Annotated in this window: 13 protein-coding genes; 9 read left to right on the top strand and 4 right to left on the bottom strand. The window is 41.3% G+C overall.

Features of this window, described 5'->3' with window-relative positions:
* Window positions 1-432 precede the first annotated feature (432 nt).
* Complete coding sequence (locus FPQ10_RS05695; RefSeq protein WP_186278557.1) at window positions 433-1,218, top strand: zinc ribbon domain-containing protein; 786 nt, start codon at window positions 433-435, stop codon at window positions 1,216-1,218.
* A gap of 569 nt (window positions 1,219-1,787) precedes the next feature.
* Window positions 1,788-3,401: a gamma-glutamyltransferase family protein gene (locus tag FPQ10_RS05690; RefSeq protein ID WP_144161634.1), complete on the top strand. Its 1,614-nt coding sequence runs from the start codon at window positions 1,788-1,790 to the stop codon at window positions 3,399-3,401.
* 56 nt (window positions 3,402-3,457) lie between these two features.
* On the opposite strand, the gene FPQ10_RS05685 is transcribed toward FPQ10_RS05690, so the two are convergent.
* Window positions 3,458-3,907: an Lrp/AsnC family transcriptional regulator gene (locus tag FPQ10_RS05685; RefSeq protein ID WP_144161902.1), complete on the bottom strand. Its 450-nt coding sequence runs from the start codon at window positions 3,905-3,907 to the stop codon at window positions 3,458-3,460.
* A 925-nt stretch (window positions 3,908-4,832) separates the two neighbouring features.
* Between FPQ10_RS05685 and FPQ10_RS05680 the strand changes: the two genes are divergently transcribed.
* Window positions 4,833-5,396, top strand: a complete 564-nt coding sequence (locus tag FPQ10_RS05680) for a chromate transporter (RefSeq protein WP_144161631.1) — start codon at window positions 4,833-4,835, stop codon at window positions 5,394-5,396.
* A gap of 10 nt (window positions 5,397-5,406) precedes the next feature.
* Entirely contained in the window at window positions 5,407-5,937 is a 531-nt protein-coding gene (locus tag FPQ10_RS05675; RefSeq protein ID WP_186278576.1) for a chromate transporter, read from the top strand.
* Window positions 5,938-5,962: 25 nt separating this feature from the next.
* On the opposite strand, the gene FPQ10_RS05670 is transcribed toward FPQ10_RS05675, so the two are convergent.
* Window positions 5,963-6,709 carry a metallophosphoesterase family protein gene (locus tag FPQ10_RS05670; RefSeq protein ID WP_144161625.1) on the bottom strand — a complete coding sequence of 249 codons (747 nt, stop codon included), beginning with the start codon at window positions 6,707-6,709 and terminating at the stop codon, window positions 5,963-5,965.
* Between the two features lie 47 nt (window positions 6,710-6,756).
* Entirely contained in the window at window positions 6,757-7,515 is a 759-nt protein-coding gene (locus tag FPQ10_RS05665; protein ID WP_255439743.1) for a tyrosine-protein phosphatase, read from the bottom strand.
* Between the two features lie 230 nt (window positions 7,516-7,745).
* Between FPQ10_RS05665 and FPQ10_RS05660 the strand changes: the two genes are divergently transcribed.
* The 5 genes from FPQ10_RS05660 to FPQ10_RS05640 all read left to right on the top strand — a co-directional run bounded on the left by FPQ10_RS05660 (window position 7,746) and on the right by FPQ10_RS05640 (window position 12,762).
* Window positions 7,746-8,642 (top strand): AEC family transporter, encoded by an 897-nt coding sequence (locus tag FPQ10_RS05660; RefSeq protein WP_144161619.1) that lies wholly within the window; start codon window positions 7,746-7,748, stop codon window positions 8,640-8,642.
* 17 nt (window positions 8,643-8,659) lie between these two features.
* Window positions 8,660-9,514 carry a fumarylacetoacetate hydrolase family protein gene (locus tag FPQ10_RS05655; RefSeq protein ID WP_144161616.1) on the top strand — a complete coding sequence of 285 codons (855 nt, stop codon included), beginning with the start codon at window positions 8,660-8,662 and terminating at the stop codon, window positions 9,512-9,514.
* Between the two features lie 220 nt (window positions 9,515-9,734).
* Window positions 9,735-10,409: a TRAP transporter small permease gene (locus tag FPQ10_RS05650; RefSeq protein WP_144161613.1), complete on the top strand. Its 675-nt coding sequence runs from the start codon at window positions 9,735-9,737 to the stop codon at window positions 10,407-10,409.
* Window positions 10,406-11,686 (top strand): TRAP transporter large permease, encoded by a 1,281-nt coding sequence (locus FPQ10_RS05645; protein ID WP_144161610.1) that lies wholly within the window; start codon window positions 10,406-10,408, stop codon window positions 11,684-11,686. Before FPQ10_RS05650 ends, FPQ10_RS05645 begins: the two co-directional genes overlap by 4 nt.
* Window positions 11,687-11,703: 17 nt before the next feature.
* Complete coding sequence (locus FPQ10_RS05640; protein WP_186278556.1) at window positions 11,704-12,762, top strand: DctP family TRAP transporter solute-binding subunit; 1,059 nt, start codon at window positions 11,704-11,706, stop codon at window positions 12,760-12,762.
* A 26-nt stretch (window positions 12,763-12,788) separates the two neighbouring features.
* On the opposite strand, the gene FPQ10_RS12970 is transcribed toward FPQ10_RS05640, so the two are convergent.
* The coding region (locus FPQ10_RS12970; protein WP_186278555.1) for a hypothetical protein at window positions 12,789-12,971 on the bottom strand (183 nt) is incomplete at its 5' end.

The following is a 12,971-nucleotide window of genomic DNA, read 5'->3' as shown; positions in this document are numbered from 1 at the left end:
CCGAATCACCCTTTGTTCCTATAATCCGGTCGAATAGGAAAGGTCTAATCGCCTGAATCTCCCTTCGATCATAGAATCCGGTTGAATAGGATGGCCCTAATCGCCCGGAACTCCATTTGCACTTCCAATCCGGTTGAATAGGACGGCTCTAATCGCCCGGAACTCCATTTGCACTTCCAATCCGGTCGAATAGTAAGGCTCTAATCGCCCGAATCTCCTATCGCTCATAGAATTCGGGTGAATAGGAAAGGTCTAATCGCCCGAATCTTCTATCGTTCATAGAATTCGGTTGAACAGGACGGCTCTATTCAACCAAACTCATTTCCTCTCTTACTAATCCGAATAATTTGTCGACTTCTTGTTAATATGGTTCTAAATATTCATAGAAGTGATATAATTGGAATTGTAACGTTGAAAAGGGGGAATTTATCAATGAAGAAGGTCTGTCAAAACTGTCAGACGGAAGTGAGTGAAGACAGTAAGTTTTGTACATCATGTGGATCGCAGCTAGAAAATGGTGCTGAAAGCCCAGTAGCTTCAGCAAAAGAAGAGAGCGCCGCAACCTCAGATACTGCAACAACAAATGATTACGCCGAACAAGGAAAGGCGTTGGCGCAAGGATACTGGAAACATCTCGTACATATGGCAAAAAGCCCGTTGCGCCATGGGAAAGTAGAGGGTGAAGGCAACTTCGTCAATGGACTGATTACTCTCGTATTATTTTCTTTATTTATTCCAATGACTTTTTATTTTGGGATGAAGGCGTTTGCCAGTTCGATGGGAATGGGGTATTTTGGATCGGCCGTTCCATTCGGCACCATATTTTTTAAGCCATTTTTCTTTATTTTATTATTTATCGCTGTTGCGGTAGGCATCATCTTTGCAGTCGTGAGGCCAAGTGTTGCAAATCTGCATATCAAATCAGTTGTCGGCCGTTTCGGCGCTTTAATGGTCATCCCAACTGCAATTATGCTATTATCTCTATTAATCGTCAGCGTGAAAATGTTTTCGGTCTTTTTCTATGTCTTTTTCCTTGGGTTTACTGGTTTGTTTATTGCTGCAACGTTTGCGATTTACAGTTATGTTCATAACCAAAATAAAGGAATCGATGGGTTTTATGGTGTATTGCTATTTTATTTAGGTACATTTTTATTTTTGAAAATCATATCCGAGAATCTATTTATCAATGAAATGTTAAATGAGATGCTTTATTTCTAAGTTGTTTTGTGAAAATCCCACTGCCGGATTCCGGTGGTGGGATTTTTTATGTACCCTTTTTGGATATATATGCTCCCTTGATTAGTGGATATGTGCCTAAATTATGCTTATATGGTGCCGGCTCTCGAATATATGAGACTTAATTAACCAAATATGCGACCGAAGTGGGAATTTATGTGCCCGGGCGGTGCTTGTCCAGTCATTTTAATGTATTTAAGCATGGTGGGATTTTTTATGTACCCTTTTTGGTGATATATGGTCCCTTGATTAGTGGATATGTGCCTAAATTATGCTTATATGAGCCCGACTTTCGAATATATGAGACCTAATTGTTCAAATATGCGACCGAAGTGAGAATTTATGTGCCCAGTTAGTACTTTTTACAATGAAATTTTTAAAAAAAGCACTCAAAATGTAAGCGCAATCTGGATAAGAATGGACAAAAACATATTTTAATTCAAGAAAACTTCATCAAAAAGAAATTAAATGATAAAAATAGTCAAAATTATGTTATGATGATATTAATAATTCAAACATTTTGTAAAATACAGATTAAGGGAGAGGTTGAATTGGTTCAATTTGATGCGCGTTATCACCCGTATAACTCAAAGCGGAATACGGTGTATAGTCGAAATGGAATGGTTGCAACATCCCAACCGCTTGCTGCGCAGGCTGGATTGGATATACTGAAAAAAGGCGGGAATGCGGTTGATGCAGCTATTGCGACAGCGGCGGCATTGACAGTTGTCGAGCCGACTTCGAATGGAATCGGTGGAGATGCCTTCGCACTCGTTTGGATCAAAGATGAAATTTACGGGTTAAATGCCAGTGGCGGTGCTCCAGCTTCGATTTCAGTGGATAAAGTGAAGGAAAAAGGACATGAAGAGATGCCGACATTTGGAATGACACCAGTTACTGTACCAGGTGCCCCGTCAGCATGGGCTGCATTATCCGAGCGATTTGGAAAGCTGGAATTCTCAGAACTGATGGAGCCTGCGGTTCGGTATGCGACTGAAGGATATCCACTCACGCCAATATTGGGACATAATTGGGAAAAAGCAGTTACGAAATTTAAAGAAATATTTAAAGACAAGGAATTCGATCATTGGTTTGAAACATTTGCGCCAGATGGCCGTGCGCCGAAAATCGGAGAAATGTGGAAGTCAGAAGGTCATGCGAAAACGTTGAAAGAAATTGGGGAAACGAAAGCGGAATCGTTCTACCGTGGGAAAATCGCCGATAAAATCGATGCATTTTTCCAAGAGAATGGTGGGTTTTTGTCCAAAGAAGACCTTGCAGCTTATGAGCCAACGTGGGTTGATCCGATCAAAGTCAATTACCGCGGTTACGATGTTTGGGAGATTCCACCGAACGGTCAGGGACTTGTCGCACTCATGGCACTAAACATGCTGAAGGGCTTTGAATTTACGGAAAAAGAAAGTGTGGACACATACCACAAGCAAATGGAAGCAATGAAACTAGCTTTCTCAGATGGTTTGAAACATATTACGGAAGAAAAAGAAATGAACGTTCGTGTAAATGATCTATTATCTGAGCAATATGCTGAAGAGCGCAGTGCATTGATTGGTGAGGATGCGATCATGCCTGAGGCGGGTGAGCCGAAGAGCAGTGGTACGGTTTATTTATCAACTGCAGATGGAGAAGGAAATATGGTTTCCTTTATCCAAAGTAATTATATGGGCTTTGGTTCAGGGATTGTCGTACCTGGTACTGGAATTGCGATGCAAAACAGAGGACATACATTTTCTCTAGACGAAAATGACGTTAATGTGTTGAAGCCTGGCAAACAAACGTATCACACGATTATACCTGGCTTCCTATCAAAAGGAGATCAACCGGTTGGTCCATTCGGCGTGATGGGTGGATTTATGCAGCCACAAGGTCATGCGCAAGTTGTCATGAATATGGTCGACTTCCAACTAAACCCACAAGCAGCACTGGATGCTCCGCGTTGGCAATGGGTGAAAGATAAACAAGTGAAAGTAGACCCATCGTTCCCGGAACACTTGGCGCAAGCTTTGCAGCGAAAAGGACATCAAATCATCCGTGAAGTTGATCATGGTGATTTCGGTCGAGGACAAATTATTTGTCGCGACCCGGAAACAGGTGTATTGGCCGGCGGAACAGAAATGAGAACGGATGGTTCCATCGCAGCGTGGTAAGGTTTAAATATCAAAAAAATCTCCTGTCTCTTCTTAATCGAGACAGGAGATTCTCTCTATAGCTTCAAACCGGTACGACTTTTAAAGCGGCGAAGCAAGATATGACTTTCCACATGACTGATTCCTTCAAGGGCATATAGCTCCTCATTGATGAATTTTTCCAGACTCGTGAAATCTTCTACAAGTACATGCGTATGTAATGTGCTTGGACCAGTCATTTGGTAACAGCTTGCGACATTTGGGTTTTCCGCTAATTTTTCGGCGACGTATACCAGTGAATTCGGTTCACAGTCCACATTGAAAAATGCGGAAACTCCTTTGCCGACTTTTTCTGAGTTAATGACGACACTGAATTTTTCAATAATGCCCGATTCTTGCATTTGATAGATTCGATCTCGTACAGCGACACGTGAAAGATCCAATTCTTTCGCGAGGTCGACATAAGACATACGACCGTTGTCACTGAGCATGTTGAGAATTTTTAAATCCGTATCCGTCAGTTTCAAAATGTTCACCACATTTCCTGTAATTTACTTCTATTATAAAGAAGATTGATTGTTCTGTCACTTTTTGTTTTGAATAAAAGAGATTTATTGTCATTTTGAAAGGTATATCGGCTTGAAAATAAAAACGAATAGCTGGTTGAACGTATATATGCGACCGAAAGTTTCGGATATGATCCCTAGGTTATGAGATATGCGCCCTTTGTGGTCAGTTATGGGTCTGAAATCTAGATATTTGCGCCCAAGTGGGAAGTATATGGTACTGATTCAGTTTTATATGAGCCGAATCAGAAATATTTTCCGACATGATTGATTGGCTTATGGATCCGACGGTAGGTGCGGAAATATATTGGTCCGAGCGGTAAATATATGAAATTAAAACATGGGTATATGAGCTCGATTCAAAATATATGCAACCAAATGATAGATATATGAACCGGAATCAATAATATATGAGTCCAAATCACGGATGTATGCGCCCAATCTACGGATATATGAGCCCGCTCTATAAATATATGCACCCAAATACAAGATATATGAGCCCGCACGGCAAATATATAAGCCCGAGCAACTAAAAAATGTGCCCGAAACATGGATATATGCGCGCGCGTTGTTAATGATGACGCGAGCCACAAAAAATGAGCTCGAAGTATGAGCGATAAATATATGATCCTGGGAAACAATTAAATGTGCCCATTTTCTAAATATATGAGCCCGGTTCAATAATATATGAGCCTGATTCAATAATATATGTACCCAATCATCGGATATATGGACCCGGAACAAAAATATATGGACCCAAAACGAAAATATATGCACCCGCTCGGTAAACATATGTACCCAAACCAAAATATATGCACCCAAATGCAAGATATATGAGCCTGCATACTAAATATATTTTAAAGAAAGTGAAAGGAGGGTGCCATTGATGACGAAATCGAAATGGGATGTAAATAAGGATTTATTCATCAGTTTTTTGCGAACAGGTTTATTAGGATATGGGGGAGGTCCATCAACGATCCCATTAGTTCATAAAGAGGTTGTTCATCAGTATAAATGGATGGATGACCAGGAGTTTGGTAATGTGTTAGCGCTCGGGAATTCACTTCCGGGTCCAATTATGACGAAAATGGCTGGTTATATCGGTTACCGGATCGGTGGATTCACGGGTATGATCGGTGCCTTAATCGCTGCGGTGCTTCCAACAGTACTGTTAATGATTGCATTGATCAGCTTTTTGGTCAGTTTTCGCGATTCGTCGATTGTTCAAGGAATGACGCAAGCAATCGCGCCGGTCGTCGGGGTGCTACTCTTTATGTTGGCGTTTAATTTTTTTAGAAACTCTATTAAAGGGTTAGGATTACCGATTGCGATTAGTTTAAGTATTGTCAGTATTATTGTTTATGTTGTACTTAGTTGGCATCCAGTCCTCTTAATTGGGGCTTTAATCATTTATGCGCTGACGACGAAACCAAAGAAGAAAGGGGCGTAAATGGATGCTTTTGGATTTATGGTATTTATTTTTAGCTTTTTTTATTCCAGGGATTGTAGGGTATGGTGGCGGTCCGGCTATTATACCGTTAATTGAAATTGAAGTCGTTCAGCGGTATGAGTTCATGACACGTCAGGAGTTTGGTGAAGTGTTGGCGATGGGGAACGCCCTTCCAGGTCCAATCGCTACGAAAATGGCGGGATATATTGGATTTGAAGTAGCTGGGGTACTTGGTTCATTAGTCGCATTAGCGGCGACGGTTATACCGACGTTAGTCGCCATGATCCTTCTTCTCAATCTATTGAATAAATTCAAAGATTCACCGAAAGTAAAGCGAATGACAGCGCTAATTCGCCCGACCATTGCCGTATTATTGGCCGTTTTAGCTTATCAATTCTTTGAGACGTCTTATTTTGATGCGGGAATCGTTCATACAATTATCTTGGTCGTTTTAAGTTTTATATTTTTGGAACGGTTAAATATTCATCCGGCGCTCGTCATTGTCGGGGCGCTCGCTTATGGGGCAATTTTCTTATCTTAATTACATCAGGTGTGGTTCGACAAAATTATTTCCTCGGAAATAATTGTCGAGTCATGCCATTTTCTATTTCTTCTTTTGTGACAGCCACTTCGGTGAATTCGTTTTGCTCATAGATTAAGCAGTTCAATTGATAGCCAAATGTATAGCCACCATCAATACCGATTTTATTGTCATTAAAGTAGACGCCGGCATGTTTTTGCAGTCCTTTTGTCGGTGTGTGACCAAAGATGATTGGTTTGTTGGAATCAATGATACTGTTGTGAAACTCTTTTCGAATCCACAAGAAATTTTCCTTCGAGGTGTTTCTCCAATCGACTTGGAGCGGATCGATGCCAGCATGAACGCAGATAAACGCTTCGTGTTCATAATAGAGTGGTAAATCATTCAAAAAATTGATATGTGTGGGGTGATTTTCTCGAATATACGTAGCCCATTCCGTTTGTTTTTGGATGGAAAAATCGTCACCCAACTCATTGAGATAGGATTGGATGGTTTCCATACCACCGTTCAACAAAAAGTTGGGCGATACTTGACTTGGATCCCGAAGCCACTGAAGGAACCAGTCATCGTGGTTACCGCGTATCACAATTGCGCCATTCGCTTGTAAATCCATGACGAATTCAATCGTTTCTTTACTGGCGGGGCCGCGGTCAATATAATCCCCTAGTAAAATTAATTGGTCGTACGCTGGTTGATAATCCACTTTTTCAAGTAACTGCTCAAACGCATTCAAATGTCCATGGATATCACTGATCATAAGGTTTCTATTCATACGCTTCTACCCTCGCTTATTTTGTTCTTATTGATTGGATGCCCTCTTCAAATAATTCCAAAGAACTTTTTTGATTTAATCCGCGTCGGCGGTTCTGCGAAAATCGTTTCATTTTCGATTAATGCTTGTGTATTCTCCAAAAAATAATAATGCATATGTTTTCCGAAGCTTTTCTCTATTTTTTTGTATGCTTCTTTTAATTCGAATGGATATTTCCTCGTATGGTTTGCTTCAGAAGAAATAAAGTGGACTAAATTTGCTCCCATCAATTCATGTGCAAACTTGGCGATTTTCTTCCCGAATCGTCCGGTGACACTGCCTGCTGTCAGTTGGACGAGCATTCCTTTCTTGACCAAATTATATAAGAATTGTGGTCTTTTGAAAAATTCATTGTTTCTTTCCGGGTGAGCAATGATCGGTATGTATCCTTTCATTTGTAGGTCGAATAATATTTGTTCGGAAAATTTCGGGATATGGTTGGGTGGAAATTCGATCAATACATACGTCGATTTTTCGTTGATCGGAAGCAGTTCATTTTTTTCTAAACGCTCCAATAGATCCCAAGATAATCGGATTTCCTGGCCCGCTAAAACCGTTAGTGGAATATTGGCTTGCTCGAGCTCATTTCTAAAATGGATGACATCTTCCAGTATATCCAACTTAGGATTGTCATTATTCCCATCGAGGTGACGAGGTGTTGCAACAATGGTACGAATACCATGTTTGGTTGCATCCTTGGCCATCTGTATACTTTCATGGACGGACTTAGGACTCGTCCCCCTTCCCGGTAAGATATGACTATTCATTTCGATCAATTAAAACTCCTCCTAGTCAAAAGCTACTAATCATTTAACAGTTTTTTGTATTATAAGTCTACCATATTCCCTTAACTAGGTGAAGTAGGTTTTTATGGATAGTTTTGTCATCAACTGTCGGTGTTCTTTCGATTAACGTTCGTCGTTTCGCGCTATTTCGCCAAAGCTTATGATGCGTTATAGTAGTGAAAGAAGTATAAAGATAGAGGAGATGCAGCTAGTTGTCTATTTTTATTGAAGTTATCTTACCGATTGTATCTATTTTCGCTCTCGGATACGTTTTGCAGCGAATCCGTAAGATGGATGTCCGTTCCGTCTCTGCGGTAACGATCTACATATTTGTTCCTGCACTCGTGTTTGAAGCCTTTTATACGAGGGATTTATCGGGGGAGTTTAGTACGATTCTACTCATGTCCTTCATTATTTTGTTTGCGATGATTTTCATCAATAAGATTTTATCGGTTCTTTTTCGATGGGAACGTTCTGTCGAAAGTGGTATGATTTTATCAAATGCTTTTATGAACGCTGGGAATTATGGTTCGCCGGTCATTTTGTTTGCGTTTGGTGAAGAAGCTTTTGTTTATGCGGTGTTATTTATGTCTATACAGACGATCCAAATGAATTTTTTCGGAATCTATTACGCGTCGCGTGGTAAGAGTGGTATGAGACAGGCGTTATTGACCATTTTGAAAATGCCTGCCACTTACGCCATGCTTATCGCTTTCTTGATGAAGTGGTTGAATATTGAGCTTGCGACTCAAGCGATGGAAGTCGTCAATATGCTGGCCGCTGTTGCGATTCCGCTAATGATGGTCGGGCTTGGAATGCAGCTGGCCAATATCGCTTTCCGCGAGTTTGACGTCCGTAAAGTGGCTTTATCATCGTCATTACGATTAATTATTTCACCGCTCATTACATGGTTGTTCGTCATGATTATTCCGATGTCTGATTTGCTCGGTAACGTACTGATCGTCATCGCGGCCATGCCGACCGCTGCAACGACAACGATGTTTGCTCTTGAGTTTCGTGCACGACCGGATTTGGTTTCAAGTATTACATTGGTCACGACTGTGCTCAGTATATTTACGATATCCGGCTTATTATGGATATTGACATAAAAAAGGAGAGGGTACCCATGAAATTTATCGCTTTTGAAACGGATCATCAGCAGTATTGGGGAGTATTGAAAGGAGATCACATCGACTATTATCCTAAATTAGTCGAGTTGTTCCCGACGCTTTTATCGGTCATTCAAGGATTCCAGTTCGTCGATTTTCAAAATGAAATCAAGCATTCTATCTCGGTTGACGAAGTGAAGGTTCGCGCGCCGTATATTCCAGAGAAAAATATTATCAGTGTCGGTAAAAACTACCGCGAGCATGCGATCGAAATGGATGAAAATCGTGATGAAAAAGCTGTTCCGAAAGACCCAGTCATCTTTTCAAAATCACCGACATCGATTATTGCCAACGGTGAGACAGTCGAGCCACATGAAGCCATAACAAGTGAGCTAGATTACGAGGGAGAATTAGCGGTCATCATCGGCAAACAAGGTGTGAATTTCAGTGAAGAAGAAGCCTTGGATTATGTGTTTGGTTACACGATTTTGAATGATATTTCGGCACGTGATTTGCAAAAACGACATAAACAATTTTTCCGTGCCAAGTCATTGGACACGTTTGGGCCGATGGGGCCTGTCATTGTGACGAAAGACGAGTTGGCTCAACCGGACAACCTCTCCATTCGTACGTATGTGAATGAAGAAATGCGACAAAATGGAAATACAAAGGATATGATTTTTCATGTACCTTATTTACTCTCACTGCTGTCCACAGGGATGACGTTGTATCCAGGTGATATCATCACAACTGGAACGCCGAGTGGTGTCGGAAAAGGGTACAAACCACCGAAGTTTTTGAAAAAGGGAGACAATGTTCGCGTAGAAATTGATGGAATCGGAGCATTGGAGAATCCGATTGGTAAACAATAGTTGGTTAATGAAAGAAATTGAATAGCAATCTTTGGTAATTTCAAGAAAAGCTTTAAAGGCGATCTCGACTGCAATCGGGATCGTCTTTTTTGTGTTGCGTTTATAAGCAAAAAAGTAAAGTAGAAAACGACTTTTTGCTGGCTGATTTTTTTGTTTAATGGGTAAAAATGCGGGTAATTATGTGGAGAGAGGAAGTTAGGAAGTTAGGGGGCGTCGTGTAATGAATTGGCTAAGAAAGATTGATCGTATTCAAGCGAAAGTAGAAGGCTGGATGATCAGTTATGCGTTAATTGCCATTACCCTCGTCTTACTCGGAAATGTCATCGCGAGGAGTGTTTTTAACAACTCGTGGACATTTGCCGAAGAAGTGGGTCAGTTTCTGATTATCTTGATTACGTTTGTTGGTCTCAGTTTTTGTGCACGTTGGGGCAGGCATTTGAAAATGACAGCGATTGTTGAATTTTTACCATATAAAGTGAGAAAAGCGCTCGTTATTTTCGTTACTATTTTCACTTCAATTCTATTATTCTACTTAAGTTACTTATCTATTGAATACGTCCTCATATTAATGGAAACAGGACGAACCACTCCTGCCTTGCAAGTTCCCTATTATCTAGTGTCGATTTTCATTCCGTTAGGGTTTTTCTTTGCCGGAATCCAATATGCGATGGAAGCCGTTTTGAATATCCGTCATAAGGAACTCATCGATGGAACACAGGATCCGATTTTGACGGAAATTAAACGGAGAAGGAAGCAGGGAGATTATTCGCTTGTGAAACGAAGTGAAGTAAGTGAATCAGGTGCTTCTGAGACGGAAGACAATGAACAACAGCAAAAAGATGTGGAGTTGCAAAGGCAGAATCCAGGTTTGCATCAAGGGGGTCGTAAAAAATGATTTGGATCATGCTAGGGGTTATGTTTCTGTTATTATTTTTAGGCTTTCCGATTATGATCCCATTGATTGTTGCACCATTACTTATTGCGATTATTTATTTTCCGGACCTCAATTTAATGGTCTTTATCCAACAATTCTCTCTTGGAATCCAGACGTTTGTGCTACTGGCTGTTCCGATGTTTATTTTTGCCGCTGACATTATGGCGAAAGGAAAAACATCTAGCAGATTGCTCGACTTTGTCGGTGCTTTCATCGGACATATTCGAGGAGGATATGCAGTCACCACGGCAGCCGCTTGTACATTATTCGGTTCGATTTCCGGTTCGACGCAAGCGACAGTTGTTGCCGTCGGGAAGCCAACGCGTGAACGGATGATCAAAGAAGGCTATAAAGATTCACAGGCGATTCCGTTGATCATTAATGCGAGTGACTTAGCGCTGATTATTCCGCCGAGTATCGCGATGATCGTTTACGGAGTTGTCACAGGGACTTCAGTTGGTGAATTATTTATCGCCGGCATTTTGCCAGGGCTTATTATTTTCGCGATGTTCGCTTTATACAGTTTCTTTTTGGCTAGTAAAAATGATATCGGGCGAATTGAGAAGCAGACTTGGAAACAACGTTGGACAGCTTTTCGTAAGGCGCTATTGCCGCTCGGCTTTCCAATTGTTGTCGTCGGTGGTATTTATACAGGGATTTTCAGTCCGACAGAAGCGGCAGCGATTTCCGTCGCTTATGCATTCATTTTGGAAGTATTCGTTTTCGGTGATGTGAAATGGAAGGATATCCCGAAAATTGCCGAGTCTTCCGCAGTGGTTACAGCAGCGGTCTTTATCCTTGTTGCTGCCGGAACAGCACTTAGCTGGGTGTTGGCTTATGCGAAGCTACCGGAAGTACTGACTTCTGCTGTCCTTGGCGCTGACCCTTCAGCTACGTACGTTTTATTTATCGTTGCGGTGTTTTTCTTTGTCGGGTGTATGTTCGTCGACCCGCTCGTCGTCATTATTATTATGACTCCCATTTTCTATCCCGTGGCGATGGATGCTGGTGTCGACCCAATCGCTTTAGGGGTAATCGTAACGTTACAAGCAGCAATCGGTTCAGCAACACCGCCATTTGGCGTGGACATTTTTACTGCCATTGCCGTATTTGAAAAACCGTATCTAGAAGTTATTCGAGGCATATGGCCATATATCTTAATTTTATTTGTCGCATCTGCGTTATTCATCTTATTTCCAGAAATCATTACAGCTTACCAGATGTTTTATTCCGAATAGAAAGAAGGTGAATGGGTATGAAAAAGCTAAGTCTGCTCTCGATTTTGATGGCATTTGTTTTACTCACCGCTTGTGGAGGCAATCAAGGAAATACGGTATCTGAAGCTGGAGAGAAAGGACCGGACCATGTAATCCGTTTTGTACATGAGGAACAAATCGATTCCGTCCAACAGAGCTATGTCGAAGAGTTTAAAAAAATCATCGAAGAAAAGTCGGATGGTAATGTGCATGTTGAAATTTACCCAGTAGGACAGCTGGGAGACGCAACGACACAGGCGGAGCTACTGCAAATCGGGGCCGTTGATATGGCAATCGTTTCACCGGGTAATATTGGAACGATGGTACCCGAATCACAAGCGTTGTTATTACACTTCTTGTTTTCTGATGATATGCAAATCAATAAGCAAGTTCTGAATGAAAGTGAAGCATTGTACGGTCCAATGAACGAAGCGTTTCTCGACCGGCGAATCAAGGTTTTATCTTATTGGACAGAAGGCTTCAATCATTGGACAGCGAATACGTCGTTTGAGCAGCCAAGTGACTTTGAAGGAAATCGATTCCGGACGATGCCTTCACCGCTCATTGTTTCTTCCTATGAAGCCTATGGAGCGAACCCAACACCAATGCCTTATGAACAGGTCTATAGTGGACTTCAATTAAATATGATCGACGGCCAAACGAACCCAATGTTCGCCATTGAACAAATGAAATTTTATGAAGTTCAAAGCAATATGACCTTATCCAGACATTCACTTTACGTGACAACAACAGCAATCAACCCAGACTATTACGAAGGATTGCCTGAGGACGTTCAACAAATGATCGACGAAACCGTTGAGGAAATGAAGGATAAATCATTCGAAATTCAAAACGAGCAAAATAGCGAAGATTTAGAAACGATCAAACAAGAAAGTAATATTGAAATCAATGAATTGACTGGTGACCAACGTGAAGCGTTTCGCGAAGCAAGCAAGTCTGTACGCGAAGAATACGTAGAAATGGTCGGAAACGAACGCGCACGTGAAATTATCGATACGCTGGAAAAAGAAATTCAAGAGCTGGAAGGGAAAAATTAGTTGTCTATTTTTGCCGGAATGGTGATCTAGTTGATCGCCGTTCCGGATTTTTTTGGTAGAAGTTGAAGAGACTGTTCAATGAGTGGCGCTGACTGTTCAAAGAGCGGCGCTGACTGTTCAATAAATCGCGCAGACTGTTCAAAGAAAGTGGTTAACCGTTCAAAAAGTAGCGCAGATCGTTCAAAGAAAGTGGTTAACCGTTCAAAAAG

Source organism: Allobacillus sp. SKP2-8 (genome assembly GCF_007559355.1).
GTDB classification, from domain to species: Bacteria; Bacillota; Bacilli; order Bacillales; family Alkalibacillaceae; genus Allobacillus; species Allobacillus halotolerans.
The sequence above is the reverse complement of the archived record's forward strand: the minus strand, read 5'-3'. Positions and strand labels throughout refer to the sequence as shown.